We start from the raw sequence: 25,390 nt of genomic DNA on the forward strand, positions 1-25,390 counted from the left end.
CCATCCCGCCGCGTGCTAGGGATATGAGTATTTTTGGCAAAATGAAGAGGCTTGGCTTTCGGGTAGGCCTCGGGCTAAAGGCGCGGGATGACACGGACAGAACACCAGATTGAGAGACTTGGGCACCATGGCGACGGGATCGCTGCGGGGCCAGTTTTTGCGCCTTTGTCTTTGCCGGGCGAGACCGTCAGTGGCGTTTTGGAAGGTGATCGGCTGAAGGACTTGCGGGTTTTGACGCCGTCCGAGGATCGGGTGAAAGCGCCCTGTGGGCATTTCAAATCCTGTGGCGGTTGTGGGTTGCAGCACGCCTCTGACCCCTTTGTTGCCGCTTGGAAAGTGGATGTGGTGCGGCAGGCTTTGGGGGCGGTTGGGCTCGAGACCACGTTTCGCCCGATCAAAACCTCTCCGGTGCGCAGTCGGCGGCGTGCTGTGATCTCGGCGCGGCGCACGAAAAAAGGGGCGATGGCCGGATTTCATATGCGGGCGAGTTCAGTGATCGCAGAGATCACGGACTGCGATGTGTTGCATCCTGATGTGATGCCCGCCTTGGACATCGCGCGTGAGTTGGCTGTTTTGGGCGCGTCTCGGAAAGGCGAATTATCGGTCACGGCGACGCTGTCTGACGGGGGTCTGGATATTGCTGTTTCCGGTGGCAAGCCTTTGGATGGAGCGTTTGAGGCGCAGTTGGGGCAAGAGGCGCAGCGTTTGAAGGTGGCGCGGCTGACTTGGGATGGTGAGGTGATCGCGACCTTGGTGCCTCCGGTGCAACGTTTTGGAGGGGCGCGGGTTGTGCCGCCTCCGGGGGCGTTTTTGCAGGCGACGCGCGAGGGTGAGGCGGCTTTGGTCGCGGCGGCGCAAGAGATCGTGGGGCATGCGAAATCCGTTGTGGATCTCTTCGCCGGTTGTGGGACGTTTTCTTTGCCGATGGCTGCGACCGCTGAGGTCCATGCGATCGAGGGCGAGGCTGCGATGATGAAGGCTTTGGATCGAGGGTGGCGCGAGGCGCAGGGGCTGAAGCGGGTTTCGGTTGAGACACGGGATCTGTTCCGCAATCCGCTGATGGCTGAGGACCTGCGGTATGACGCAGCGGTGATTGATCCGCCGCGGGCAGGGGCCTTGGCCCAGACGGTGGAATTGACGCGGTCTGAGTTGGCGAGGATCGCTTTTGTGTCCTGCAATCCGGTGACTTTCGCGCGGGATGCCAAGGTCTTGGTGGACGCAGGCTATCGTCTGGACTGGGTGCAGGTGGTCGATCAGTTCCGCTGGTCGAGCCACGTCGAGCTGGTCGGCGCATTCGCGCGCTGACGGATTTGTGAGGTGGGCCGCGCCGCGCTTTCGTGATATGGTCCGCCAAAACAACAAACAGAGCATCAAATGCGGGCGCTTTTTCTGATCATCGTGGCGGGGCTGTTTCTTGCGGCCTGTGGCCAAAGTTATGGCACCTATACGGGGCCAAAGGTCACGCGGATTGTGGTCGAGAAGGCCGAGCGCAAAATGTATCTGATGCATGGCCCAATTGTGCTGCGCGAATATGACGTCGGGCTAGGCTTCGCGCCGATTGGCGATAAGGTCCAAGAGGGTGACGGGCGCACGCCGGAAGGGGTCTATGAAATCGACCGCCGTAATCCGCAGAGCCAGTTTTACCTGTCGCTGGGCATTTCCTATCCCAACGAACAAGACATAGCCGAGGCCAAGGCGCTGGGCGTCGATCCCGGGGGCGATATCTTTATCCACGGGCGTCCCAAGAAATACCAAAGCGATCTGATTGATTGGACGCTTGGCTGTATCGCTGTCACAAACCGCGAGATGCGCGAGATCTATGCCATGGTCGAAACCGGCACCAAGATCGTCATTCGCGAGTGATTATTGCAGCTCGGCAACCAGCTCAGCTTCGGTTTCTGCACCCAGAACCAGCACCCACCAGATCTTGCCGTTCGCCTCTTGCAACCAGGCAAAGCCCATATCGGTCGCCACTGGATCCATGATCACGGTGCGTGAGCCGGGTTCTTCCATCCATGCCGCGAGGGTTTCGAGTTCCGTCTCGTAGGTCTCGGAGATGTTTTCGCCCACAAGTGTGCCGACATAGCCAGACCGCGCCACACGCTCGATGGGCGACGAGCCGTCAGAGCCGAAGTGCCACGGGCGGTTTTGGATCGACATGTCGCGCGCGTGCGTGGCGGCAGCGGCGATCAGATTGGCATCCATCTCAACTGCTTCAACGCCGGTGGCGCTGCGCAGGGCGTTGACGGAATCCAGCATGCGCAATTGGATCTTGCCAACATCGCGGTCCTTGATCCGGTAAAGGCGGGGCAAAGGTTTGCCGTCGGCGCCTAAAGTGGGCTCGGATGGCGCGCCAAGCGTGCAGCCGGATACGGCCAGAACAACACTCATCATCAGGGCAAGAATGCGCATGAGACCCCCTCTTGGCTCTATCTTTCGCGTGCAGAGATCTTTAGCGGGTGTATCGTTGCGTTGAAAGCCCACATTCCCGTGACCACGGCAAGATGACGCTTGTTTGATTTGCGACTGCGGCTTTAGCGCCATAAATTGCCGCCAAACCTATGTCATTGAGGGGCATATCATGAGTAAATCGCCGTTTGACCGCGTCAATCGACGCACGTTTCTGGCAACAAGCACGGCCTTTATCGGCGCGCCTGCTTTGGCGCAGGATGATGTGAACGCGGATTCGACTACAGAAATCGAAGCAGATATCGAAACTGTGCGCCGAAATGCGTCGAGCTTTCGGGGTCTTTCTTGGGAGCCATATTTCAAGAATCTGAAAAATGGCGCGATACTTTGCGATACAACAAGCCGCGCATTGCATTATTGGAGCCAGGATGGAAACACTTACAAGCTCTATCCGTCCTCTGTTCCACTGACTGAAGACCTGACCCGATTGGGTCGCACTAAAGTTGTACGCAAGGTCGAGGGCCCCAGCTGGCGGCCGACCCCAGCGATGCTGGAACGCAATCCAGAATGGCCTGAATTTGTCGGTCCCGGACCGGATAACCCATTGGGGACTCATGCACTTTATCTGAGCTGGACCTACTACCGGATCCACGGCACGCATGATGAGCGTAAAATCGGGCGCAGATCGTCTAATGGCTGTATCGGGCTTTACAATGAGCACATCGCAGAACTGTTCGAATTGGCCAAAGTTGGCACCCAAGTGTTGCTAATTTGACCACATTGTGGCGCTGAGCCCGAGATAAGTGTGTGATTAGGTTTGCAAAGATCGCTTTCAAGACATTACACAGGAATCACGAGGTAAGTCTTACGCGCTTGCGCTCATTCTTTAATTTTGGCGCAAGCTGATACTGGAGGGTACTACTATGAAAAAACTCGTTCTCGCAGCAGCAATGACTGCAGCAGCTTCCACCGCATTCGCAGGCGGCATGGACAAAGCAATGATGGAACCAGAAGTTGTTGTTGAAGACGCAGCGTCTTCTTCTTCCAACATCGTTGTTCCTCTGCTGGTTCTGGCGATCCTGGCGGTTGCTCTGGACAACTAAGTTTAAGGCAGGTCACCCTGCTTTATTCAGAAAGAGGCGTTGCGTTGGCAACGCCTCTTTTTTTTGCGCTAGTCTCTTCGTTAAGCGCTAAAAATCCTGAGTGCCGTTGTGATTGCCAAAGCAATCAACGCAAGGCTTGCCAGTGCGAAACAGGTAAATCGCACGATCACACGGTTCCCCAGGGTCTGCACAAGAGAATGCAGGATCCGAAACCCGACATAGGCCCATGCAAGTCCAAGTGCAGCCGTGGATTGCAGACCAGTCAGGGCGATGGTTCCCATAAGCGCGTAAAACACTGTCGGCTGTTCATGCAGGTGGTTATAATTGTCTGCCACCCAATTCACATTTTCCGGTAGTTTTTGCCGCCAGTCTCCGCGAGGGCTTTGGGCGGATTGCGGGTGCACATGGGCTTTGCTCATGGCCGGAATGCGGGTGGCATAGAGCCAGCACCAAATCACCAAGGTCCACAGGATAAGAGCAACAACCGGTTGCAGAAAGATTTGAAGCGACATGAAGGTCTCCGCGTTCAGGGGGTTTCTGATCGCGGAGCTTATGAGTCAGAGCCAGCCTTGCAAGTTTTCCGTCGCGATATCTGCGAGAACCTGAATGTGATCGTCGCGGTCATTCAGGCAAGGGATATAAGTGAAATGCTCACCGCCAGCTTCCTCAAAGCTCTCTTTGATCTCTTCGTTGATTTCCTCGAGCGTTTCGATGCAATCGGCCGAGAAGGCCGGCGCAATGACGGCGATGTTTTTCTTGCCGTCCTCGCTGGCCAGACGCGCGACCTCTTCGACCGTGTAAGGCTGGAGCCAATCTTCGGGGCCGAATTTGGATTGGAAGGTGGTGACGAGATCGGTGTCTTTCCAACCCAGACGCTCTTTTAACAGTCGCGTAACCTTGGCGCATTGGCAATGGTACGGGTCGCCCTGCATCAGATAGCGCAATGGCATGCCATGGTAGCTGACCACGAGAATATCGGGGCGTTTTTCAAGTTGGCCGTATGCCTCTTCGACAGAATTGGCCAAGGCGTCGATATAGCGTGGGTCGTCGTAGTAAGGCTCAATTGTGCGCGACGCAGGTTGCCAGGTTTCTTTCATCAAAGCGCGGAAGAACTGGTCGTTGGCCGTCGCCGAGGTCGCGCCTGCGTATTGCGGATAGAGCGGGAAGAACAGGATGCGTTCGCAGCCGGCTTTGACCATCTCGCGCACTTTGGATTCGGTGGAAGGATTGCCATAGCGCATGCAGAAATCGACCATGACCTGATCGCCGTGACGCGCGGCCATGAGGTCTGCGAATTTGGCGGTTTGGTCTTTGGTGATCGTCATCAGGGGGCTCTCGCCCTTGTCGTGGTTCCAGATGGATTTGTAAGCCTCACCTGACGTGAAGGGGCGTTTGGTCAGGATGATCAGCTGCAACAAGGGCTGCCATTTCCAGGGCGCATAGTCGATGACGCGGCGGTCCGACAGAAACTCGTTCAGATAGCGGCGCATGGGCCAATAGCTGTAGTGATCCGGCGTGCCGAGGTTGGCGAGAAGGATGCCGGTTTTGCCGCGCGCGACCTTTGGGTGGTCAGCAGGGGCGTGCTCGGGGCGGGTGGCTAAGTCGGTCATTGGCTTCTCATCGGTTTGGATTTCAGCAGAGATAGTCTCTTGGCGACATGGGTCAATCGCGAAGTGATGCAATGCGGCATTTTGGGGCTGCGCCCCAAGTTTGGATATTTATGGCAAGAGAAAAAGGACTACGGCTTCAGCTTGGTTTCGCTGGTCTTAAGCGCATCCGCGAGGCGCGTGCTGGCGGAACCCGGGCGCAGGGGTTTCGGCTGGCTTTCGTCGGGGGTCCAGCCGGTCATGAAAATGATCTCGAAGGTGGTTTTGAGGCGGTTATTTTCAATGAAAGACTGACGATAGAGATCTTCGGTGCGGGCAAAAAGCGCCTTGGTAGAGAGCGTTTTGCGGCGCGTGAAAAGCGCGTTGTTTTCGCCCATGGCGCGCAGGTCTTTCATCAGATCCAGGGAGGTTTCGTAGCTGACATCCAAAGGCAGGCTGTCCGCAACAGGAAGGGCAAAGCCAGCGCGTTGCAATAGAGCGCCGAGGTCTCGGATTTCTCCCATCGGGAGGATGCGGGGGCTGAGGCCTCCGGTGAGTTCGGATTCGGCTTGGGCCAGGCAGGCGCGTAACTCTTGCAGGGTTTGGCCGCCGAAGCTGGCTGTCAGCAGCAGGCCATCATCCTTCAGCGCGTGGCGACATTGGATAAGCTGGCCAACGGGATCATTGGCCCAATGCAGCGCGAGGGCATGGATGATCAGGTCATGGCTTTTAGCGGTGAGCGCGAGGGTGTCGGTATCTTGGACAATCGTGGCCTTGGGCAGCCGCGCGCGCCAGATGTCAGGGAAGCCGGTCACAATCGCGATATCTGTAAAGTCCCTGTTAACCATGGAGAGGCGATCTTCGATGTCGTCAGCCACGAGGGTTTGCAGGAACATGCCCCGGTCCAGATCCGCGCGCTGGCGATTGCGCATAAGGGCTGCGCGGTCGGTCAATGTTGGGGGCGTTTTGGTCATGGGCGGTATCTAGGATGAAATTTCGCCAAGCACAAACCTTGCTGAAAATGATCTATCCCGCGCGTTGCGTCGGATGTGGCGAGTTGGTGGAGGGGGACTTTGGTCTGTGTGGCACGTGTTGGCGGGATACGCCCTTTGTGACGGGGCTCAGTTGCGATGCTTGCGGCGTGCCTTTGCTGGGGCCGGACCCAACTGAGATTGCCCATTGCGACGCCTGTCTCTTGTCTCCGCGGCCGTGGGACAGGGGGCGGGCCGTTTTGGAATATGACGGCCTGTCTCGGAAATTGGTCATGCGCCTGAAGCACGGAGATCGCACGGATATGGCGCGGCCTATGGCGGGTTGGATGGAACGCAAGGCACGGGATCTTGTTGAGGCGGATACGATTTTGGTGCCGGTGCCGTTGCATTGGAAACGCCTCTTCAAGCGGACCTATAATCAGGCGGCTTTATTGTCCGGGCATTTGGCCGCGCGGCTAGAGGTATCCCATTGCCCCGATGCTTTGATCCGGGAAACGGCAACCGCGCCGATGAAAGGAAAGAGAGAGGCGCGCCTTGAAACGATGAAGGGCGCGATTGTTTTGAATGCGAAGCGGCTCGCCCGAATTGAAGGAAAGGCGGTCTTGCTCGTGGATGATGTGATGACCACAGGGGCCACTCTTGAGGCCTGTGCTTTGGCCTTGGCACCCGCAAGCCCACGGAAAATTGACGTCATCACGCTGGCGCGCGTTGCAATGCACCATTAAATCGCGCAGACACATGTCAGCTAGGATGACGACTTATGAAAAACGTAGAGATATATACGCGCCCGCTTTGCGGGTTCTGTTCCGCCGCCAAGTCTTTGCTCGACCGTAAATCGGTGGCCTATGTCGAGGTGAAGGTCTGGGACAACCCTGAACGTAAGCCCGAGATGGTGCAACGATCTGGGGGCCGCAGCACCTTTCCGCAGATCTTTATCGATGGAGAGCATATCGGCGGGTGTGACGATCTGATGGCGCTTGAGCACAGCGGTAAGCTGGATCGGATGCTGGCCTAACCATGAAAACCGCCCTGTTGCAGATCACCTCGTCCGAGGATCCGGAGGCCAATCTTGCTATGTTGCAAGAACGGATCGCCGAGGCTGCGGGGCAGGGTGCGGGATATGTGCTGACGCCTGAGGTGTCCAATTGCGTCTCGGCCAGTCGCTCGCATCAAAATGCGGTGTTGCAGCTTGAGGCTGATGATCAGACGTTGGCGGGCTTGCGAGAGGCCGCCAAGGCGCATGGGATTTGGCTGACGATTGGGTCTTTGGCACTTAAAACCAGTGATGCCGACGGGCGCTTTGCCAATCGGCAGTTTTTGATCGATCCCGATGGCGCGATCCGCGCGCGGTATGACAAGATCCATATGTTTGATGTGCAGGTGACGCCCGAAGAGACATATCGCGAATCCGCCGGTTACAGGCCGGGCGCGCGTGCGGTCTTGGCGGACACGCCTTTCGCCAAGATCGGCCTGACCATCTGTTATGATGTCCGGTTTCCGCATCTTTTCAATCGTTTGGCCAAAGCGGGCGCCGAGGTGATCACCGTTCCGGCCGCCTTTTCGCAGGTCACAGGGGCTGCGCATTGGCATGCCTTGCTTCGGGCGCGTGCAATTGAAACCGGATGCTGGATCCTCGCGCCCGGTCAGTGCGGAGAAAACGCGCCAAGGCGCAAGACCTATGGGCATTCTCTGGCTATTTCACCTTGGGGAGAGATTGTGGCCGAGGCAGGGGTTGATCCGGTGACCCTATATGTGGAACTTGACCGCGACCAAGTATCCGAGGCGCGCCGCCGCGTGCCTTCGCTGACCCATGAGACAGAGTTCGATGGCCCAATCGCAGAATGACACCGACGCGCTGGCGGTTTCGCTGTTCAGCGAGATCCTGATGGCCGACCAATTGGCGCGCAACCGTCTGTCTAAGGCGCTGCCAAAAGGCATGGAGCTGTCGCATTTTTCTGTGCTGAACCACCTGGCGCATTCCGGCAGCGAGCGGACTCCGGCGCAACTTGCGAAAAGTTTCCATGTTACGCGTGGGGCGATGACCAATACGCTGGCGAAACTTGAGGCGGCGGGCAATGTGCATATCCGGCCCGATTGGGACGATGCGCGGCGCAAACTGGTAACGATCAGCCCGGCCGGGCGAAGGGCGCGGGACGCAGCGCTCGCGAATATCGCGCCGATCATTTCCGAAGTGGTCAAAGACATCGGAGAACACCGCGTGCGTTCCGCTCTGCCGATCCTGCGCGAATTGCGCGTCAAACTCGAGGAAAACGGGTGACGCCCGCGCGCAAGAAATCGATGAACTTGGTCGCGGTTGGGGCCGCCGTTGTCTTTATTCTTGTATATACGATCCCGACAATTCAGCACACCGCCGCTGTAGACGCCTGCGTCGAGCAGGGCGGACGTTATGATTATGACACAGAGGCCTGTGTGACCGAGTAGTTCACGCAGGTTTCTGGCTAGTGGTCACGTAGTTCACACTGAGATCTCGATCCGAGATCGACCAGCCCCAGGTGATCGGATTGAATACAAACCCTTTGCGATCCACAGGCGTCAGCCCACCTTTTTCTAGAAAATCATAGAGCTCATCCGGCGTGATGAACTTGCTCCATTCATGCGTGCCTTTGGGCAGCCAGCGCATGATATATTCCGCGCCGATGATGCCCATGACAAAGCTTTTAGGATTGCGGTTCAGAGTGGAGCAAATCATGATCCCACCTGGTTTCAGCAGGGTCTGACAGCAGGTCAGAAATTCCTGCGGGTCGGCCACATGCTCGACGACTTCCATGTTCAAAACGACGTCAAAGCGCTCGCCTGCTTCAGCAATCGCCTCAGCCGTGGTGTGGCGGTAATCGATGGTCAGGCCGGACTGCTCGGCGTGGACCTTGGCGACGGGAATGTTGCGCTCGGCGGCATCCGCGCCGACGACGGTCGCACCAAGGCGGGCCATTGGTTCGCTGAGCAAACCTCCGCCGCAACCGATGTCCAGGATCGTGAGGCCTTCGAAGGGACGTTCCGTTCCCAAGTCGCGACCATACTCCGCGGCGATTTGCGACGTGATATAGTCCAGACGGCAGGGATTCAGCATATGCAATGGTTTGAACTTTCCCTTTGGGTCCCACCATTCCGCGGCCATGGCTTCGAATTTGGCGACTTCCGCTGGGTCGACGGTGTTCAACTCGGGTTGCATTCTGATCTCCATATGATCTTTTGGGCGCGAGTTACTATATAGTGTCACTATGGACAAACATTCAGGTCAAAAGCGCGCAGTTTCTTTCCTTTACCCGCCGATCGAGCCTTTCGATCAGCGCATGATGGATATGGGCGATGGTCATCAGATCTATGTCGAGCAATCTGGCAACCCAAATGGCACACCTGTTGTGGTGTTTCACGGAGGCCCCGGCGGTGGGTGCAGCCCGACAATGCGGCGCTATTTCGATCCCGAGGTTTATCGCGTGGTGCTGTTTGATCAACGGGGCTGTGGACGGTCAAAACCCCATGCTTCGATCGAGAACAACACGACCTGGCATCTGATCGCGGATATCGAACGGATCCGTGCCGCGCTGGGCATTGTTCAATGGGTGGTATTTGGCGGCAGCTGGGGGGCAACGCTGGCCTTGCTATATGCCCAAGCGCATCCAGACCGGCCGACGGCGCTTGTTCTACGCGGTGTTTTTGCGATGACCCGCGCCGAGCTGGATTGGTTCTATGGCGGAGGGGCCGCGCAGTTTTTCCCGGAAACCTGGGCGAAATTTGCGAATATGATCCCAGAAGACGAGCGGGTCGACATGATTGCCGCCTATCACAAGCGTTTGTTTAGCGGAAACCGTACCACCGAGGTTGCTTATGCCCGTGCTTGGGCCGCTTGGGAAAATGCTTTGGCGTCGGTTTATTCGGATGGCAGCACAGCGACGCCTCCGGCGGAATATGCGCATGCTTTCTCGCGTCTTGAGAACCATTATTTCATAAACGCTGGTTTTCTCGAACAAGATGGCCAGATCTTTGAGAACATGGACAAGATCGCAGATATCCCCGGCTATATCGTGCAAGGGCGCTATGACATGATCTGCCCGCCACATACGGCGCAGAAAATCGCGGATCTTTGGCCCGGCGCGCATCTCAGCATTATCCGCGATGCAGGCCATGCGCTGTCGGAACCGGGCATCAGTGCGGAATTGGTCAGAACTATGGATTCCCTTGCCCGGACATAAGTCCAGATTTAGCATTGTATATGTCCAAAAATTAGGCGAATTCGTCTAAATTGTACAAGCGAAGCAAGCTGTTGCGGTTAAAAAGTGGTCAACACACAAGATCTTCTCTGATTTCATATTTACACGCTTTACAGCCAGACATCCTCAACTCACGATGGTTCTTAACAAAAAACAAGACCCAACCAGGTGAGGACCATTGGCCTCTATTTTACGAATTATCGCACAGCGTTTGGCCTTAGGTGTGCTTACGCTGTTTGTTGTGTCCATCGTTATCTTTGCAGCGGTCAATATGCTGCCCGGAGACTTTGCGCAGGCCATCTTGGGCCAGGGGGCGACGCCCGAAGCGGTCGCGGCAATCCGTCAGGATCTTGGGCTCGATAAGCCTCCGGTGACGCGCTATTTTGAATGGCTCGGCGGGGCGGTTCAGGGCGATCTTGGCAATAGTTTTGCGCAAGCGAACTTCGCGAGCTTTGCAGGGTCTGACACCGGAAGCGGACTTGGATCGGTGGCGGCTCAGGTTGCCCCACGGTTTGCCAATACGATGTTCCTGGCCGGTGTGACCGCGATGATTGCGGTGCCGTTTTCCATTATCCTTGGTCTTTTGGCAGCGCTTTATCGGAACTCTCTGTTTGACCGCGGCGCCAATATCTTCACACTCAGCTCAATTTCTTCGCCAGAGTTCTTTCTGGCCTATGTGCTGATCCTCTTCCTTGCGGTTTTGAACCCGATCCTGCCGTCGCTTTCTAATATTTACGCGGATATGGCGTTCTCGGATCGTTTGGAAAAAACACTCCTACCAGCGCTGACGCTGACCTTGGTGGTGACTGCACATATGATGCGGATGACGCGGGCGGCGATTATTAACCTCTTGGCGTCGCCATACATCGAGATGGCGCGTCTGAAGGGCATGTCCCCCGCGCGGGTGATAGTGAAGCACGCGTTGCCGAATGCTTTGGCCCCGATCATCAACGTTATCGCGTTGAACCTCGCCTATCTGATCACCGGCGTTGTGGTGGTTGAGGTGGTCTTTGTTTATCCGGGCATCGGACAGCTCTTTGTGGATAGTGTGAAGATCCGCGACATTCCGGTCGTTCAGGCCTGCTGTCTGATCTTTGCCACCGCCTACATCCTATTGAACCTGACGGCGGATATTCTGTCGATCATCTCCAACCCACGTCTGAGGCATCCGAAATGAATATCTGGATCCAAATTATTCTCTTTTTCGTGGGTCTTTGGGCCGCTGGTTGGGTGTTCCGTTTTGTGGGGCAGAAGGCGACGTCGAATGCGCCGTTTTTCCGCGATATGCCGACAGGCGTGGCCTTTGGCTATGTTCTGGGTGCGGTCTGTTTGGTTTGGGCGGTGTGGACCTATTATCTGGCGCGTACGGCGGATCCTGCGATTGCCAACAAATACTTCTTCTTCCGTGTGGCCGTGGATGGGTTCATCCTGTTTGGGATTGCAGCATGGTTGTTCCGTTTGCTGGGCCGCACCGTCGGCACGGCGGGGTCTCGGAAACTGTTCCGCAGCATGCCGCTGACGGCCAGCTTCGGTGTCATGATGATCCTGATCTATGCCTTCGTGGCGATCTTTGCGGGTGCCATTGCGCCTTATGGTCAGGAAGAGATCTTGGGTGCCGCGAATGTGGTGCCAGGTGGCAATCCTGCCATGGGAGGCAATCCGGACTATCCACTGGGCACTGACCAGATCGGCCGCGACATCCTAAGCCGTTTGATCTACGGCGCTCAGAACACGGTGGGCATCGCATTCGCGACCACATGTCTGGCGTTCTTTATTGGGGCGAGCCTTGGCTTCCTTGCAGCCGTTCTGCAGGGCTGGCTTGACCAGCTTTTGTCGCGCGGCGTCGATGTTCTGATGGCGATTCCGTCTCTGATCTTTGCGCTGTTGTTGATGACCATCGCATCCGCTTGGGCTGGATCCGAAAAAGGCCTGCTGACCTTCTACATGGTGATCATCATTGCGGTGATCGACTCAACCCGCGTGTTCCGTCTGGCCCGTGCGGTCGGTCTGAACATCGTGGTTATGGACTATATCGAAGCGGCCAAGCTGCGCGGTGAAGGTCTGGGCTATCTGATGTTCCGCGAGATCCTGCCGAACGCCGTTGCGCCATTGCTGGCGGAATTCGGTCTGCGCTTCTGCTTTGTGTTCCTGACCATCGCGTCGCTGTCCTTCCTGGGTGTGGGGATCCAACCTCCGCTCGCGGATTGGGGCACAATGGTGCGTGACCTTGCACAATTCATCAACTTTGCGGCCTTTGCCCCGCAGGTGGCGACAGCGCCGCTGCTGGCAGCCGGAGCGATTGCTTTGCTCACCGTGGCCGTTAACTTCGTTGTCGACTGGATGCTGCACGCATCCTCGGGCCTGAAAGAATAAGGAGATAGACATGGCTGAAAAAGATCTCCTTCTGAAGGTTTCTGATATCTACATCGATGGCCGCTCTGATGAGGTTTGGCATCCGATCATCAAAGGCGCGAGCTTTGAGCTGCGCAAGGGTGAAGTGATGGGTCTGATCGGGGAGTCCGGTGCCGGCAAATCCACACTGGGTCTGGCGGCGATGGGTTATACGCGGGATGGCTGTAAGATCACGGGCGGCAAAGTCGAGTTTGACGGCGTCGATCTGGTCACGGCCTCGGCGGCGGTAAAGCGCGGCCTCCTTGGCAAGCGCATCGCTTATGTGGCGCAGTCGGCGGCAGCGAGCTTTAACCCGGCGCATCGCCTGATGGATCAACACACCGAAGCACCGGTGCAGCATGGCGTCATGTCCAAGTCTGAAAGCGAAGCGGATGGAATCGAGCTTTATCGCAAGCTGCGTCTGCCGAACCCGGACGAAATCGGTTTCCGTTATCCACACCAGGTGTCCGGGGGTCAGCTGCAACGAGCGATGACCGCGATGGCGATGTCCTGTCGCCCCGAGTTGATCATTTTTGACGAACCAACCACGGCGCTAGATGTGACCACGCAGATCGAGGTTCTGGCTTCGATCCGCGAGATCGTTGAAGAGTTCGACACCGCCGCGATCTACATCACGCACGACCTCGCGGTTGTTGCTCAGATGGCGGACAAGGTGAAAGTCATGCTGAAAGGCGATGAGGTCGAAGAGGCTGAGACGCGCAAGATGCTGTCTGATCCACAAGAAGACTACACCAAGTCGCTTTGGGCGGTTCGCAGCTTCCAGCGTCCGCAACAGCCTGCGGTTCACACCGGCACGACTCCGGTGGTTTCCGTTAAAGGTGTGGATGCAGCCTATGGCACCGCCAAGGTTCTGCATGATGTGAGCTTTGATATTCACGAAGCGCGTACTGTTGCGGTTGTGGGGGAGTCGGGCTCTGGCAAGTCGACAACGGCGCGCTGTATTACGGGTCTTTTGCCGCCAACCAAGGGTCACATCGAATTTGACGGGCAAGCCTTGCCGCTGGACTATCGCAAACGTGATCGCGGCCAGCTCAGGCAGGCTCAGATGATCTATCAGATGGCCGATACGGCGCTGAACCCGCGCAAGACCATAGGCGAACTCATCGGTCGTCCGGTACAATTCTATATGGGCCTGACAGGCAATGAAAAACGCCGCCGAGTCGAACATTTGCTCGAGGAAATCGAACTTGAGCCCAGCCAATATATGAATCGCCTGCCATCTGAGCTGTCTGGCGGTCAGAAACAACGCATCGGGATTGCCCGCGCTTTGGCCGCTGAGCCAAAGTTTATCATTTGTGATGAAGTCACCTCGGCCTTGGATCAATTGGTGGCTGAAGGCATCCTAAAACTTTTGGCACGCCTCCAAGATACTTTGGGGCTGTCCTATATGTTTATTACGCACGACCTCGCGACGGTCCGTTCGATCGCGGATGAGGTTGTGGTGATGAAGGATGGGCGCGTGGTGGAACAAGGTCTGAAAGAAGACATGTTCAAGCCTCCGCATCATCCCTACACAGATCTGTTGCTCAGCTCGGTGCCAGAGATGGACCCGGATTGGCTGACAAATCTGTTAAACGAGCGAGGGGTCGACAATATCGGCGATGCTGCCGTAAATAAAATGTAACCTCTTAATAATAATAACCAAAAACACGACATAGTCCTCAATTGGGAGAATGAGAATGACACAAATTAGCAGACGCGGCCTTCTAAAGACCGGTGCAGCAGCTGGTGTTCTGGCGGCTTCCGGCGTGCCACTTAAGGCAGCCCCAAGTCGCGGTGGTACTCTGCGTCTTGGTCTGGCGGGTGCAAACACATCCGACAGCTGGGACAGCCGGACCCACTCTGACAGCTACATGATTACAACTGCGCACGGCGCGGTGTTTGACACCCTGACACAGGTTGCCGCAGACGGTCAGCTGATCGGCGAACTGGCGGAAAGCTGGGAAGCGACTCCAGATGCGAAAACTTGGACCTTCAAACTGCGTAAGGGCGTAACCTTCCACAACGGCAAAGCGTTTGGCGCGGATGACGTTATGGAATCGCTCAACATGCACGTGGCCGAAGGCGCGAAATCCGCGGCGAAGCCAATCGTTTCGGCGATCACCGAGATGAACAAGATCAGCGACCACGAGCTGTCTCTGACGCTTGCAGCCGGCAACGCGGACTTCCCGTTCCTGCTGTCTGATTACCACATCTGTATTTATCCAGCCGGTCAGGTTGAAGAAGCGATCGCGAAAGGCATCGGTACAGGCCTTTATAAGGTCGAGAGCTTTGACCCAGGCGTACGCACCGTTCTGAGCCGTGTAGACGGTCACTATAAAGACGGCAAAGAAGGGTGGTTTGACTCTGTTGAAATCATCGCGATTAACGATGCCTCTGCACGTATGAACGCGCTGATGACCGGTCAGGTTGACGCCGTGAACCGCGTGGACTTCAAAACCGAAGCGCTGCTCAAAGCGAACCCGATGATCAACATCTTCGAGGTTACTGGTAACCAGCACTTCACCTTCCCAATGCTGACCGGCCTGTCGCCGTTCGACAACGTGAAGGTCCGTAAGGCTCTGAAGCACGCGATCAACCGTCAGGAAATGGTCGACAAGATCCTTCTGGGTCACGGTGCGGTTGCGAACGATATTCCTATCGGTCCAGCGAACCAATACTACGCAGCGGATCTGCCACTGAACGATTACGATCCGGACCTGGCGAAATCCTTGCTGAAAGAAGCGGGTCTGGACGGTCTGTCCGTAGATCTGTCCGCCTCTGACGCGGCCTTCTCTGGTGCGGTTGACGCAGCGCAGCTGTATCAAGCCTCCGCGAAAGCAGCCGGCATCGACATCAACGTGGTTCAGGAACCTGCAGACGGTTACTGGTCCAACGTCTGGCTCAAGAAGCCATGGTGTGCCTGCTACTGGTCCGGTCGTGCGACCGAGGACTGGATGTTCTCCACCGCATATGAATCCGGTGTGCCTTGGAACGACACCTCGTGGGAAAACGCACGTTTCCAAGAGCTGCTGCTGACCGCACGTGCGGAGCTCGACTCGGCCAAGCGTCGCGAGCAGTACTACGAGATGCAGGCAATCATGTCCGCAGAAGGTGGTACCGTGATCCCGATGTACGCAAACTACGTCGACGCGCACAGCACCAAGCTGACCAACTCTGGCACAATCGGCAACGTGTTCCAGATGGACAGCTCTCGTATCATCGAGCGTTGGTGGTTCGCGTAAGCTTTACGCCATATCAAACAGGGAACGCCTCGCATTTTGCGGGGCGTTTTCTTTTGGGGATTGCTCGGACGGGCGTTTCCGGACAAAAGGCGCTCACATTCTGATTTGGGGATCTAAAAGCCATGACCAAACGTATCGTTCTGTCCAGCGACCACGCTGATATCGAGCTGCGCAAATCTATTGCCGCCCATGTGGCCGACCGCGGTTACGAGGCGATTGATATCGGTCCGATGACCTCGGAAAGCACGCATTACCCCAAACATGGCCGCGAAGCTGCCGAGATGATTGCCAAGGGAGACGCGGATCTGGGTATTCTGATTTGCGGCACAGGGCAGGGGATCATGATGTCCGCGAATAAGGTCGAGGGCATCCGCTGTGGCGTCTGCTCAGATGTGTTTTCCGCCAAAATGATCCGCGCCCACAACAATGCACAGATGCTGTCGATGGGCGCGCGCGTGATTGGCGCTGGTCTCGCGATGGAAATAGTCGATGCGTTTCTGGACACCGAGTTTGAGGGCGGCCGCCACGCAACGCGCGTGGATATGATCGAGGCCTAAGTCTCGCCAAACGGCGGCGCGTCTGTGCATGGGCGCGCGGTTAACCCTATTTGGAAAAAATAGCGTTCGCGCTAGCCTCTTCCCTATAGCCAGAGGAGGAGACGGCATGTCTGACACCCCAGCCATCGAAGAACGCGAGAACGGCCCGCTTGTGGTCAAAGGCCTTTCGTCCATGAAAAACACGGACGGCAGCGAGGTCGAAACCAAACCGATCATGGCGCTCTGCCGCTGTGGGGCGTCCAAGAGCAAACCGTTTTGCGACGGCTCGCACAAAGAGGCCGGGTTTGAAAGCCGGGGCGGAACGCCAGCGGGGCGGGATCGGATCATCACTTATGAAGGGTCCGAGGTCTCGGTGACATATAATCCGCTTTTGTGTTCCCATGCGGCGGAATGTGGACGGCTCGCGAGCCATATCTTCAACCCCGCTCAAAAACCTTGGGTACAGCCCGACAAAGGGGCAGCCGAAGAAGTGCGCGCTGTGATTGAGGCCTGCCCGTCAGGAGCACTGGCCTTGGCGGATGAAATGCCGCCCCACCTTTTCGCCGACCGCGCGCAGATCGAAGTCGAGAAGAACGGCCCTTATTGGGTTAAGGACGTGGTGTCCCCAGTTCCTCCACAGGGCGAGGGGCAATCAGAGCGGAAATATGTGCTCTGTCGCTGCGGTCTTTCTGGGAATAAACCCTATTGCGACGGCTCGCATCGGGATGCGAAATGGCGCGATGACTAAGGCCCATAAGGCGGTTCCCAACTGAGGGCTTGCAGACTCAGGCCGAACCGCCTATATCCCCCTCAACAGCGGCGCGCTGGACACCCAGCGCCCACCGGAAACGACAACGGGCCGCGGGCCCGTTTTTTTGTGCCCGTCGCTCAAATTGGACATACGCATGAGCAATATGATTGCCAAATCTGCGATGGATCGCCGTCTCGCCGAGATCGTTGGCCCTGTCATTGAGGACATGGGGTTCGAGCTGGTGCGCCTGCGGTTTATGGGCGGCAAGACCCATACGTTGCAGATCATGGCGGAAAAGCCCGAAGGCGGCATCGAGGTCGATGACTGCGCGCAGATCAGCAATGCGATCAGCGCCGTTCTGGACGTCGAGGATCCGATTGAGGACGGTTACGCGCTTGAGGTCGGCAGCCCCGGCATCGACCGCCCTCTGACGCGCCTGAAAGATTTTGACACCTTTGAAGGCTATGAAGCCAAGGTGGAAACCAGCGAGCTGATCGACGGTCAGAGACGCTTCAAAGGCGTGCTTGCGGGTGTTGAGGGCGAAGAAGTGCTGATCAACATCGAACAGGGCACCGTGGGTCTGCAGTTTGACTGGCTGTCTGACGCCAAGCTCGTGCTGACCGATGAGCTGATCAAAGAAATGCTGCGTCAACGCAAAGAGGCCGGAGTGCTGAACGAAGACGCATTTGACGACATTGAAACCGAGACGGGTTCCGAGGAGACTGAATAATGGCAATTACCTCTGCAAACCAGCTGGAGCTGTTGCAAACCGCCGAGGCCGTGGCCCGCGAAAAGATGATCGACCCAGGTCTGGTTGTCGAAGCGATGGAAGAAAGCCTCGCGCGCGCCGCCAAGTCCCGCTACGGCGCGGAAATGGACATCCGCGTGTCGATCGACCGCAAGACTGGCCGCGCGACCTTCACCCGCGTGCGCACCGTGGTTGAGGACGAAGAGCTTGAAAACTATCAGGCGGAGTTCACTGTAGAGCAGGCCAAACAGTATCTGGAAAACCCAGAGGTCGGCGACACCTATGTCGAGGAAATCCCTCCGGTGGAACTCGGCCGTATCGCTGCGCAATCTGCGAAACAGGTGATCCTGCAGAAGGTCCGCGAAGCTGAGCGTGATCGTCAGTATGAGGCGTTCAAAGACAAGGCCGGCACCATCATCAACGGTCAGGTCAAACGCGAAGAATACGGCAATGTTATCGTGGATCTTGCGGGTTACGGTGAAGCGATCCTGCGTCGTAACGAAAAGATCGGCCGCGAGAGCTATCGCCCCAATGATCGCATCCGCTGCTACGTGAAAGACGTCCGCCGCGAGACACGTGGCCCACAGATCTTCCTGTCCCGCACCGCGCCAGAATTCATGGCCGAGCTGTTCAAAATGGAAGTGCCAGAGATCTATGACGGCATCATCGAGATCAAAGCCGTGTCCCGTGACCCAGGCTCCCGCGCCAAGATCGCTGTGATTTCCTACGACGGTTCCATCGACCCTGTGGGCGCCTGCGTTGGTATGCGTGGCTCGCGCGTGCAGGCCGTTGTCAACGAGCTGCAAGGCGAGAAAATCGACATCATCCCTTGGAACGAAGATCAGCCGACCTTCCTTGTGAACGCGCTGCAGCCTGCAGAGGTCTCTAAGGTTGTTCTGGATGAGGAAGCCGGCAAGATCGAAGTGGTTGTTCCAGAAGAGCAGCTGTCTTTGGCGATTGGCCGCCGCGGTCAAAACGTGCGTCTGGCGTCTCAGCTGACGAACCTTGATATCGACATCATGACCGAGGCCGAAGAATCCGCGCGTCGTCAGAAGGAATTCGAAGCACGCACCGCGCTGTTCCAAGAAGCGCTGGATATCGACGAGTTCTTTGCTCAGTTGCTGGTCTCTGAGGGCTTCACCAACCTCGAAGAAGTTGGCTATGTCGAGATCGACGAACTGCTGGTCATCGATGGCGTCGACGAAGGCACCGCGAGCGAGCTGCAAACCCGTGCGCGTGAATATCTCGAAGCACAAGCTGCGGCGGCTCTGGAAGCGGCCCGTGCGCTGGGCGCCGAGGACAGCCTTATTGAATTCGAAGGCCTGACTGCCCAAATGGTAGAAGCGCTGGCGAAAGACGATGTGAAATCTCTGGAAGACTTCGCAACCTGCGCGGACTGGGAACTGGCCGGTGGTTGGACAACGGTCGACGGTGAGCGTTCCAAAGACGACGGTAGCCTAGAGCCGTTCGGCGTCACTCTGGAAGAAGCACAGGACATGATCATGACCGCGCGCGTCATGCTGGGTTGGGTGGATCCTGACGAGTTGCTGGCGCAAGCCGAAGAAGACGCCGCCGAGGGCGACGCATCCGAGGAGGCCGAGGCCTGATCTCAGGCCTCGTGAGGCTGAAAGATGGGACGCGGTGGGCGAACCAAAGACCGGAGCGACGGTCCTGAGCGCAAGTGCATTGCAACGGGCGAGGTGAACCCTAAGTTTGGGTTGATCCGCTTTGTTGTGGGGCCGGATGGTCAGATCGTGCCGGATATTCTGGGCAAATTGCCCGGTCGCGGGATCTATGTCTCGGCAGATCGGGCTGCGCTTGAGAAAGCATGCAAGAAAGGCGCGTTTTCGCGCGCCGCTAAGCAGCAAGTTGCCGTGCCAGACGGGCTCGCGGATGAGGTGGAAAGCCAAATCGCGCGCCGTGTGGTAGACTTGATCAGCCTTGCACGAAAGTCCGGCGAAGCGGTCGCTGGGTATGAAAAAGTGAAAGACTGGTTGTCCAAAGAATACGCCGAAGTGCTGATTCAGGCGGTGGATGGCTCTGAACGCGGCAAGTCCAAACTGAGCACGCCGCACTATGGCTCTTATATCGGTTGGCTCACGCAGGCCGAGCTGGGGGCAGCATTTGGGCGACAAACTGTGATTCATAGTGCGCTTGCGTCTGGTGGACTCACGCAACGTGTTGTAGAGGAAGCCCAACGACTTAAGGGCATACGACAAAATACGCTGGAAAATAAGGCGGCAGGGGCCGCCCGGAAGGATTAGAAAGCTACATGAGCGATAGTGACGGTAAAAAGACATTGGGTCTGCGCGGCGCGCGTCCTGGCAACGTAAAGCAAAGCTTTAGCCACGGGCGCACCAAGAACGTCGTGGTGGAAACCAAACGCAAGCGCGTTGTGGTGCCCAAGCCGGGCGCCGGTAAGCCTGCGGGCGGCGGAGCAGTCGGTGGTGATCCTTCTAAACGTCCGGCGGGCATCTCTGATGCGGAAATGGCGCGTCGCCTAAAGGCGCTTCAGGCCGCGAAAGCGCGCGAAAGCGAAGAGGCGGAACGCCGCGCAGCCGAGGAAAAGGCGCGCGAAGAGGAACGCACACGTCGCCGCGCCGAAGCCGAAGCGAAAGAGCGCGAGCAACGCGAAGCCGAAGAGCGCGCCAAGGCGAAGGCCGAAGCCGAAGAACAAAAACGCAAAGAAGCCGAAGTGGCTGCGCAACGCGCGGCGGCCGAAGCTGCGGCTGCGAAGGCTGCCCCCGCTGCGAAAGAGAGCGGTCCAAAGCGTGATCTGTCCAGCCGTCCGGCACCTGCCGCGACCCCACGCAAAGCGGATCGCGAGCGCGAGAACCGTGGCCGCGGTGGCCGCAATGAAGGTCGCCGTTCCGGCAAGCTGACTCTGTCCCAGGCGACAGGCGGCGAGGGCGGACGTCAGAAATCCCTCGCCTCGATGAAGCGGAAACAGGAACGCGCGCGTCAAAAGGCGATGGGCGGCTCTGTAGAGCGTGAAAAGGTCATTCGCGACGTTCAACTGCCAGAGGCCATCGTGGTTTCTGAACTGGCGAACCGTATGGCGGAACGTGTGGCGGATGTTGTCAAAGAGCTCATGAAAATGGGCATGATGGTGACGCAGAACCAAACCATCGACGCGGATACTGCGGAACTGATCATCGAGGAATTCGGCCACAAAGTGGTGCGCGTGTCCGACTCTGACGTCGAAGACGTGATTTCCGATGTGGATGATGCGGATGAAGACCTGCAGCCACGTCCTCCGGTCATCACCATTATGGGTCACGTTGACCACGGTAAAACATCTCTGCTGGACGCAATCCGCGACGCCAAAGTTGTGGCTGGCGAAGCTGGCGGTATCACCCAGCACATCGGTGCGTATCAGGTGAAAACCGACAGCGGTACGGTTCTGTCGTTCCTGGATACTCCGGGCCACGCGGCCTTTACCTCGATGCGCTCTCGCGGTGCGCAGGTGACGGATATCGTTGTTCTGGTGGTTGCGGCGGATGACTCGGTCATGCCGCAGACGATTGAGGCGATCAACCACGCGAAAGCGGCCGAAGTGCCGATGATCGTGGCGATCAACAAAATCGACAAAGAAGCCGCTGATCCGATGAAAGTGCGTTCCGAGCTGCTGCAACACGAAGTCATCGTTGAGGCGATGTCTGGTGAGGTCCAGGACGTTGAGGTCTCCGCGCACACTGGCCAAGGTCTGGACGAGCTGCTCGAAGCGATTGCGCTGCAGTCCGAAATTCTGGAACTGAAAGCCAACCCAGATCGCGCCGCCCAAGGTGCCGTGATCGAAGCGCAGCTTGACGTGGGCCGTGGCCCTGTCGCGACCGTTCTGGTTCAGAAAGGCACCCTGCGCCAAGGCGATATCTTTGTTGTGGGTGAGCAATACGGTAAGGTCCGTGCGCTGATCAACGACAAGGGCGAGCGCGTCAAAGAGGCCGGACCTTCGGTGCCTGTCGAGGTGCTGGGTCTGAACGGCACGCCAGAGGCTGGTGACGTTCTGAACGTGACCGAGACCGAAGCACAGGCGCGTGAGATCGCGGAATACCGTGCACAAGCCGCGAAAGACAAACGTGCGGCGGCCGGTGCTGCGACCACGCTGGAACAGCTGATGCAGAAGGCGAAAGACGACGAGAACGTCTCTGAGATGCCAATTCTGGTCAAAGCTGACGTGCAGGGCTCTGCCGAAGCGATCGTTCAGGCGATGGAAAAGATCGGCAACGACGAGGTGCGCGTCCGCGTGCTGCACTCGGGCGTTGGTGCAATCACCGAGACTGACATTGGTCTGGCCGAGGCCTCCGGCGCACCGGTCATGGGCTTTAACGTCCGGGCCAATACCTCGGCGCGCAACACGGCGAACCAAAAGGGCGTCGAGATCCGTTACTATTCGGTGATCTACGACCTCGTGGACGACGTGAAGGCGGCAGCCTCGGGTCTGCTGTCTGCAGAGATCAAAGAAACCTTCATCGGCTACGCTCAGATCAAAGACGTCTTCAAAGTGTCCAACGTGGGCAAGGTTGCAGGCTGTCTGGTCACCGAAGGCGTGGCGCGGCGTTCCGCTGGCGTGCGTCTTCTGCGCGACAACGTGGTGATCCACGAAGGCACACTGAAAACTCTGAAACGCTTCAAGGACGAAGTGGCAGAGGTTCAGTCCGGTCAGGAATGCGGCATGGCGTTTGAGAACTACGATGATATCCGCGCAGGCGACGTCATCGAGATCTTTGAGCGCGAAGAAGTGGCGCGGACGCTGGACTAAGTGTCTAACGGATAGAAATGGAAAGCGCCGCCCAATGGGCGGCGTTTTTTGTTTCGATTTCTTTTGAAGAAATCGGAGTCGGAAACTTTTAAAGTTTCCGTTTAGACCCAATCCCTGATCATCGGAATAAGCGGGATATCCGCAGGCGGCATCGGATAGTCGCGGAAATCCTTGGGATAGACCCATTTCAACACCTGACCCTCGCGCGCAATCGGGGTGCCCTCCCATTTGCGGCATGCAAAGAGCGGCATCAGCAGATGGAACTTCTCGTAAGCGTGCGACGCAAAGGTCAACGGCGCGAGGCAGCTTTCCCAGGTGTTGATGCCAAGCTCTTCTTCAAGCTCGCGGATCAGAGCGACCTCCGGCGTCTCACCGTCCTCAACCTTGCCGCCAGGAAACTCCCAGAGACCCGCCATGGATTTCCCCTCGGGCCGTTGCGCCAGCAACACGCGACCGTCGCGGTCGATCAGACAAACTGCGGATACCAGAACAGACTTCATGATCGATAGTCCGCGTTGATCGTGATGTAGCCATGGGTCAGATCGCAGGTCCAGACCTTCGCCGCTCCGTCGCCAAGGCCCAGATCCACGCGGATCGCCAGCTCTTGGGCCTTCATATAGGTCGCACCTGCTTCCTCGGAATAGCTTTCTGCCACCCAGCCCTTTTCGGCCACCAGAACGTCTCCGAAATGGATGGTCAGCAGGTCGCGATCCGCTGCAGCCCCTGATTTCCCGATGGCCATAACGATGCGGCCCCAGTTGGGGTCTTCGCCCGCGATGGCCGTTTTCACCAGCGGAGAGTTTGCGATGGCCAAAGCATGGGTTTTCGCGTCCTGATCGCTCGCTGCGCCGGTCACCGAAATTTCTACAAATTTCGTCGCACCCTCACCGTCGCGTACCACCAGATGCGCCAGCTCCAGCATGACCTCGTGCAAACCCGCTGCGAAGGGTCCTTCGGGTTCTGTGATCTCAACGCCAGATGCGCCCGTTGCGCCCAGCAACAGCGTGTCCGAGGTCGAGGTGTCACTATCCACGGTGATCGCGTTAAACGTCACATCCGTCAGCTCTGACAGGATCTGTTGGAGAAGCGCGCGTTCGACCTTGGCGTCGGTGAGAATATAGACCAGCATCGTCGCCATATCCGGCGCGATCATGCCGGATCCTTTGGCGATTCCTGCGATCTTCACGGGATGGCCGTCGATCATAACCGTCGTTCCAGCACCCTTGGCGTAGGTGTCGGTGGTCATGATACCGTGGGCTGCGTCTTCGATGGAGTCGGGCGCTAGGCCAGCCACCAATTCGTCGATCTTCGCGGTGATACGATCATGAGGCAGGCGCTCGCCAATGACGCCTGTGGACGAGGTGAAAACACGCTCCTGCGGCAGGCCTGTGACGCCCGCCACGGCCTCACAAATCGCCGCGACAGAGCCTTCTCCGGCGCGTCCCGTAAAGGCGTTCGAGTTGCCGGAGTTGATGATAAACGCCGCACCCGCATCGCTGTCCAATCCGACCTTCGCCTGACAATCCAACACGTTGGCCGAGCGTGTCGCGGATTTGGTGAACACCCCGGCGACTGACGATCCGGGCGCGAGCTCGATCAGGGTCACGTCTTTGCGACCCTGATATTTCACACCCGCTTCGACGGCGGCAAAACGCACACCGTCGATCACAGGCAGTTCTGGAAATCCCTCAGGTGCGAGCGGGGAGACAGCGGTGATGTCAGCCAATTTACTCGTCCAGCAGTTCGAATTGCGCGATAAGGTTCGGGTCCAGGCCCTCGGCCGCGGATTGGTCCACTGTCCCGCTTTCTGCTAGCTCTGCCACATAGGCCGCTGCGGCTGCGTTTTCCGCGTCCACCTGAATTTCCGGCAAAACCGCTTCGAATGTGGGAGCCTCTTGCGTACGCGTGTCGTTCAGAATGATCACGTGCCAGCCAAATTGCGTCTCAACCGGATCCGAGACCTCTCCGACCTTCAACTCAGCCACAGCCGCTTCAAACGGAGGCACCATCTGACCGGGGCCGAACCAGCCCAAAGCGCCGCCGCGTGGGCCGGAGGGGCCGGTGGATTTCGCTTTGGCGGTTTCGGCGAAATCAGCACCTGCGCGGATTTCGGTGGCGATGGCCTGGGCTTCTTCCTCGGTTTCCACCAGAATGTGGCTCGCATCAAATTCCTGTGCGCCGGTGAAATCGCCGTATTTCGCGTCATACATCGCGCGCAAGGCTGCATCATCCACCCGTTCGGCAAGCGCCGCATCCACCGCTGCGTCTGCCAGAATGGCCGTGCGTTGGACTTCTAGCGTTTTCGCAGTGCGTTTCGGGATATCATCCCCTACAGCTTGCGCCAGCAGGGTTTGCTGAATGATCTGGTCCAGAATGCCGCTGAACAGAACCTCAGGCGCCAATTGCTGATATTGCGCTGGCAATGTCTCGCGCACCGCGATCATGTGACCCAACGTGATCTCTGCGTTATTCACCGTAGCCACAACGGTGTCAGCCGACGGTGTTTCCTGAGCAAAAGCAGGAAGCGCAAAGAAAAGACCTGCCGCAGAAATACGCAAAGCTCTGAGTGTTTTTGACATCGAAACGTCCTTGGTTCGGGCCGCGACGGGGGGCGGCGTTGACACTGTATATATAGGCG

Annotated in this window: 28 protein-coding genes; 20 read left to right on the forward strand and 8 right to left on the reverse strand. The window is 57.5% G+C overall.

The window, feature by feature from the left end; genetic code table 11:
• Positions 1-87 precede the first annotated feature (87 nt).
• Positions 88-1,305, forward strand: coding sequence for a class I SAM-dependent RNA methyltransferase (locus tag WG622_RS06970; RefSeq protein WP_339402923.1), 1,218 nt, complete (start codon positions 88-90; stop codon positions 1,303-1,305).
• A gap of 69 nt (positions 1,306-1,374) precedes the next feature.
• Complete coding sequence (locus tag WG622_RS06975; protein WP_339402924.1) at positions 1,375-1,863, forward strand: L,D-transpeptidase family protein; 489 nt, start codon at positions 1,375-1,377, stop codon at positions 1,861-1,863.
• Here WG622_RS06975 and dalA read toward each other — a convergent pair whose 3' ends face one another.
• Positions 1,864-2,412, reverse strand: coding sequence for a divisome-associated lipoprotein DalA (gene dalA / locus WG622_RS06980; protein WP_498371365.1), 549 nt, complete (start codon positions 2,410-2,412; stop codon positions 1,864-1,866). It abuts the gene before it with no gap.
• A gap of 169 nt (positions 2,413-2,581) precedes the next feature.
• On the opposite strand from dalA, the gene WG622_RS06985 reads away from it, so the two are divergent.
• Together WG622_RS06985 and WG622_RS06990 are read left to right on the forward strand one after the other, a co-directional pair.
• On the forward strand, positions 2,582-3,184 hold the full coding sequence (locus WG622_RS06985) for a L,D-transpeptidase (protein WP_339402925.1): 603 nt from the start codon (positions 2,582-2,584) through the stop codon (positions 3,182-3,184).
• Between the two features lie 148 nt (positions 3,185-3,332).
• Positions 3,333-3,512, forward strand: a complete 180-nt coding sequence (locus WG622_RS06990; RefSeq protein WP_339402926.1) for a hypothetical protein — start codon at positions 3,333-3,335, stop codon at positions 3,510-3,512.
• A gap of 80 nt (positions 3,513-3,592) precedes the next feature.
• Here the strand turns inward: WG622_RS06990 and WG622_RS06995 are convergent, their stop codons facing one another.
• The 3 genes from WG622_RS06995 to WG622_RS07005 form a co-directional block, all read right to left on the reverse strand.
• Positions 3,593-4,024, reverse strand: coding sequence for an MAPEG family protein (locus tag WG622_RS06995; protein ID WP_339402927.1), 432 nt, complete (start codon positions 4,022-4,024; stop codon positions 3,593-3,595).
• Between the two features lie 45 nt (positions 4,025-4,069).
• Positions 4,070-5,122, reverse strand: coding sequence for a ferrochelatase (gene hemH / locus WG622_RS07000; RefSeq protein WP_339402928.1), 1,053 nt, complete (start codon positions 5,120-5,122; stop codon positions 4,070-4,072).
• A 128-nt stretch (positions 5,123-5,250) separates the two neighbouring features.
• Entirely contained in the window at positions 5,251-6,072 is an 822-nt protein-coding gene (locus WG622_RS07005) for a methyltransferase domain-containing protein (protein ID WP_339402929.1), read from the reverse strand.
• 14 nt (positions 6,073-6,086) lie between these two features.
• On the opposite strand from WG622_RS07005, the gene WG622_RS07010 reads away from it, so the two are divergent.
• Genes WG622_RS07010 through WG622_RS07030 form a run of 5 tightly spaced genes read left to right on the forward strand, consistent with a single transcriptional unit; the run spans position 6,087 to position 8,532 of the window.
• Positions 6,087-6,815 (forward strand): double zinc ribbon domain-containing protein, encoded by a 729-nt coding sequence (locus tag WG622_RS07010; RefSeq protein WP_339402930.1) that lies wholly within the window; start codon positions 6,087-6,089, stop codon positions 6,813-6,815.
• Between the two features lie 35 nt (positions 6,816-6,850).
• Positions 6,851-7,105, forward strand: a complete 255-nt coding sequence (gene grxC / locus WG622_RS07015; RefSeq protein WP_339402931.1) for a glutaredoxin 3 — start codon at positions 6,851-6,853, stop codon at positions 7,103-7,105.
• Positions 7,106-7,107: 2 nt separating this feature from the next.
• On the forward strand, positions 7,108-7,935 hold the full coding sequence (locus tag WG622_RS07020; RefSeq protein WP_339402932.1) for a carbon-nitrogen hydrolase family protein: 828 nt from the start codon (positions 7,108-7,110) through the stop codon (positions 7,933-7,935).
• Positions 7,916-8,368, forward strand: a complete 453-nt coding sequence (locus tag WG622_RS07025; RefSeq protein ID WP_209357756.1) for a MarR family winged helix-turn-helix transcriptional regulator — start codon at positions 7,916-7,918, stop codon at positions 8,366-8,368. Before WG622_RS07020 ends, WG622_RS07025 begins: the two co-directional genes overlap by 20 nt.
• Complete coding sequence (locus tag WG622_RS07030; protein ID WP_339402933.1) at positions 8,365-8,532, forward strand: hypothetical protein; 168 nt, start codon at positions 8,365-8,367, stop codon at positions 8,530-8,532. The genes WG622_RS07025 and WG622_RS07030 overlap by 4 nt, the downstream gene beginning before the upstream one ends.
• A gap of 1 nt (position 8,533) precedes the next feature.
• Here WG622_RS07030 and ubiG read toward each other — a convergent pair whose 3' ends face one another.
• Positions 8,534-9,280 (reverse strand): bifunctional 2-polyprenyl-6-hydroxyphenol methylase/3-demethylubiquinol 3-O-methyltransferase UbiG, encoded by a 747-nt coding sequence (gene ubiG, locus WG622_RS07035; protein ID WP_339402934.1) that lies wholly within the window; start codon positions 9,278-9,280, stop codon positions 8,534-8,536.
• Positions 9,281-9,329: 49 nt separating this feature from the next.
• Here ubiG and pip point away from each other — a divergent pair, with 49 nt between their 5' ends.
• From pip to infB, 11 genes are all read left to right on the forward strand, one after another.
• Positions 9,330-10,301, forward strand: a complete 972-nt coding sequence (gene pip / locus WG622_RS07040; protein WP_339402935.1) for a prolyl aminopeptidase — start codon at positions 9,330-9,332, stop codon at positions 10,299-10,301.
• A gap of 196 nt (positions 10,302-10,497) precedes the next feature.
• Positions 10,498-11,496: an ABC transporter permease gene (locus tag WG622_RS07045; protein WP_209357751.1), complete on the forward strand. Its 999-nt coding sequence runs from the start codon at positions 10,498-10,500 to the stop codon at positions 11,494-11,496.
• Complete coding sequence (locus WG622_RS07050; protein WP_339402936.1) at positions 11,493-12,692, forward strand: ABC transporter permease; 1,200 nt, start codon at positions 11,493-11,495, stop codon at positions 12,690-12,692. Before WG622_RS07045 ends, WG622_RS07050 begins: the two co-directional genes overlap by 4 nt.
• Positions 12,693-12,702: 10 nt before the next feature.
• Positions 12,703-14,355: an ABC transporter ATP-binding protein gene (locus WG622_RS07055; RefSeq protein ID WP_339402937.1), complete on the forward strand. Its 1,653-nt coding sequence runs from the start codon at positions 12,703-12,705 to the stop codon at positions 14,353-14,355.
• 55 nt (positions 14,356-14,410) lie between these two features.
• Positions 14,411-15,955: an ABC transporter substrate-binding protein gene (locus WG622_RS07060; RefSeq protein WP_339402938.1), complete on the forward strand. Its 1,545-nt coding sequence runs from the start codon at positions 14,411-14,413 to the stop codon at positions 15,953-15,955.
• A 122-nt stretch (positions 15,956-16,077) separates the two neighbouring features.
• On the forward strand, positions 16,078-16,512 hold the full coding sequence (rpiB, locus tag WG622_RS07065) for a ribose 5-phosphate isomerase B (RefSeq protein ID WP_339402939.1): 435 nt from the start codon (positions 16,078-16,080) through the stop codon (positions 16,510-16,512).
• Between the two features lie 106 nt (positions 16,513-16,618).
• The gene (locus tag WG622_RS07070; RefSeq protein ID WP_339402940.1) at positions 16,619-17,239 is read left to right on the forward strand and encodes a CDGSH iron-sulfur domain-containing protein; all 621 of its coding nucleotides are present in this window, start codon (positions 16,619-16,621) and stop codon (positions 17,237-17,239) included.
• Positions 17,240-17,396: 157 nt separating this feature from the next.
• Entirely contained in the window at positions 17,397-17,972 is a 576-nt protein-coding gene (gene rimP, locus WG622_RS07075) for a ribosome maturation factor RimP (RefSeq protein ID WP_339402941.1), read from the forward strand.
• Positions 17,972-19,597: a transcription termination factor NusA gene (nusA, locus tag WG622_RS07080; RefSeq protein WP_339402942.1), complete on the forward strand. Its 1,626-nt coding sequence runs from the start codon at positions 17,972-17,974 to the stop codon at positions 19,595-19,597. Before rimP ends, nusA begins: the two co-directional genes overlap by 1 nt.
• 24 nt (positions 19,598-19,621) lie before the next feature.
• Positions 19,622-20,254 (forward strand): RNA-binding protein, encoded by a 633-nt coding sequence (locus tag WG622_RS07085; RefSeq protein ID WP_339402943.1) that lies wholly within the window; start codon positions 19,622-19,624, stop codon positions 20,252-20,254.
• A gap of 8 nt (positions 20,255-20,262) precedes the next feature.
• On the forward strand, positions 20,263-22,752 hold the full coding sequence (gene infB / locus WG622_RS07090) for a translation initiation factor IF-2 (RefSeq protein WP_209357742.1): 2,490 nt from the start codon (positions 20,263-20,265) through the stop codon (positions 22,750-22,752).
• A gap of 101 nt (positions 22,753-22,853) precedes the next feature.
• Here infB and WG622_RS07095 read toward each other — a convergent pair whose 3' ends face one another.
• Genes WG622_RS07095 through WG622_RS07105 form a run of 3 tightly spaced genes read right to left on the reverse strand, consistent with a single transcriptional unit; the run spans position 22,854 to position 25,331 of the window.
• Positions 22,854-23,252: a (deoxy)nucleoside triphosphate pyrophosphohydrolase gene (locus WG622_RS07095; protein ID WP_339402944.1), complete on the reverse strand. Its 399-nt coding sequence runs from the start codon at positions 23,250-23,252 to the stop codon at positions 22,854-22,856.
• Positions 23,249-24,478: a bifunctional glutamate N-acetyltransferase/amino-acid acetyltransferase ArgJ gene (gene argJ, locus WG622_RS07100; RefSeq protein WP_339402945.1), complete on the reverse strand. Its 1,230-nt coding sequence runs from the start codon at positions 24,476-24,478 to the stop codon at positions 23,249-23,251. The genes WG622_RS07095 and argJ overlap by 4 nt, the downstream gene beginning before the upstream one ends.
• Position 24,479: 1 nt before the next feature.
• A complete protein-coding gene (locus tag WG622_RS07105) occupies positions 24,480-25,331 on the reverse strand; it encodes a peptidylprolyl isomerase (RefSeq protein WP_339402946.1) in 852 nt (283 codons plus the stop codon).
• Positions 25,332-25,390 lie beyond the last annotated feature (59 nt).

It is taken from the genome of Cognatishimia coralii, assembly GCF_037478305.1.
GTDB classification, from domain to species: domain Bacteria; phylum Pseudomonadota; class Alphaproteobacteria; order Rhodobacterales; family Rhodobacteraceae; genus Cognatishimia; species Cognatishimia coralii.

What these genes read in the sequence shown, in the direction of transcription:
- nusA (WP_339402942.1), top strand. Translation starts at nt 17,972, where the DNA reads ATGGCAATTACCTCTGCAAACCAGCTGGAGCTGTTGCAAACCGCCGAG.
- hemH (WP_339402928.1), bottom strand. Translation starts at nt 5,122, where the DNA reads ATGACCGACTTAGCCACCCGCCCCGAGCACGCCCCTGCTGACCACCCA.
- grxC (WP_339402931.1), top strand. Translation starts at nt 6,851, where the DNA reads ATGAAAAACGTAGAGATATATACGCGCCCGCTTTGCGGGTTCTGTTCC.
- infB (WP_209357742.1), top strand. Translation starts at nt 20,263, where the DNA reads ATGAGCGATAGTGACGGTAAAAAGACATTGGGTCTGCGCGGCGCGCGT.
- WG622_RS07070 (WP_339402940.1), top strand. Translation starts at nt 16,619, where the DNA reads ATGTCTGACACCCCAGCCATCGAAGAACGCGAGAACGGCCCGCTTGTG.
- WG622_RS07050 (WP_339402936.1), top strand. Translation starts at nt 11,493, where the DNA reads ATGAATATCTGGATCCAAATTATTCTCTTTTTCGTGGGTCTTTGGGCC.
- dalA (WP_498371365.1), bottom strand. Translation starts at nt 2,412, where the DNA reads ATGCGCATTCTTGCCCTGATGATGAGTGTTGTTCTGGCCGTATCCGGC.
- WG622_RS06990 (WP_339402926.1), top strand. Translation starts at nt 3,333, where the DNA reads ATGAAAAAACTCGTTCTCGCAGCAGCAATGACTGCAGCAGCTTCCACC.
- WG622_RS07005 (WP_339402929.1), bottom strand. Translation starts at nt 6,072, where the DNA reads ATGACCAAAACGCCCCCAACATTGACCGACCGCGCAGCCCTTATGCGC.
- WG622_RS07095 (WP_339402944.1), bottom strand. Translation starts at nt 23,252, where the DNA reads ATGAAGTCTGTTCTGGTATCCGCAGTTTGTCTGATCGACCGCGACGGT.
- WG622_RS07055 (WP_339402937.1), top strand. Translation starts at nt 12,703, where the DNA reads ATGGCTGAAAAAGATCTCCTTCTGAAGGTTTCTGATATCTACATCGAT.
- WG622_RS06975 (WP_339402924.1), top strand. Translation starts at nt 1,375, where the DNA reads ATGCGGGCGCTTTTTCTGATCATCGTGGCGGGGCTGTTTCTTGCGGCC.
- WG622_RS07085 (WP_339402943.1), top strand. Translation starts at nt 19,622, where the DNA reads ATGGGACGCGGTGGGCGAACCAAAGACCGGAGCGACGGTCCTGAGCGC.
- WG622_RS06995 (WP_339402927.1), bottom strand. Translation starts at nt 4,024, where the DNA reads ATGTCGCTTCAAATCTTTCTGCAACCGGTTGTTGCTCTTATCCTGTGG.
- WG622_RS06985 (WP_339402925.1), top strand. Translation starts at nt 2,582, where the DNA reads ATGAGTAAATCGCCGTTTGACCGCGTCAATCGACGCACGTTTCTGGCA.
- ubiG (WP_339402934.1), bottom strand. Translation starts at nt 9,280, where the DNA reads ATGCAACCCGAGTTGAACACCGTCGACCCAGCGGAAGTCGCCAAATTC.
- WG622_RS07025 (WP_209357756.1), top strand. Translation starts at nt 7,916, where the DNA reads ATGGCCCAATCGCAGAATGACACCGACGCGCTGGCGGTTTCGCTGTTC.
- rpiB (WP_339402939.1), top strand. Translation starts at nt 16,078, where the DNA reads ATGACCAAACGTATCGTTCTGTCCAGCGACCACGCTGATATCGAGCTG.
- WG622_RS07105 (WP_339402946.1), bottom strand. Translation starts at nt 25,331, where the DNA reads ATGTCAAAAACACTCAGAGCTTTGCGTATTTCTGCGGCAGGTCTTTTC.
- rimP (WP_339402941.1), top strand. Translation starts at nt 17,397, where the DNA reads ATGAGCAATATGATTGCCAAATCTGCGATGGATCGCCGTCTCGCCGAG.
- pip (WP_339402935.1), top strand. Translation starts at nt 9,330, where the DNA reads ATGGACAAACATTCAGGTCAAAAGCGCGCAGTTTCTTTCCTTTACCCG.
- WG622_RS07010 (WP_339402930.1), top strand. Translation starts at nt 6,087, where the DNA reads ATGAAATTTCGCCAAGCACAAACCTTGCTGAAAATGATCTATCCCGCG.
- WG622_RS07020 (WP_339402932.1), top strand. Translation starts at nt 7,108, where the DNA reads ATGAAAACCGCCCTGTTGCAGATCACCTCGTCCGAGGATCCGGAGGCC.
- WG622_RS06970 (WP_339402923.1), top strand. Translation starts at nt 88, where the DNA reads ATGACACGGACAGAACACCAGATTGAGAGACTTGGGCACCATGGCGAC.
- WG622_RS07060 (WP_339402938.1), top strand. Translation starts at nt 14,411, where the DNA reads ATGACACAAATTAGCAGACGCGGCCTTCTAAAGACCGGTGCAGCAGCT.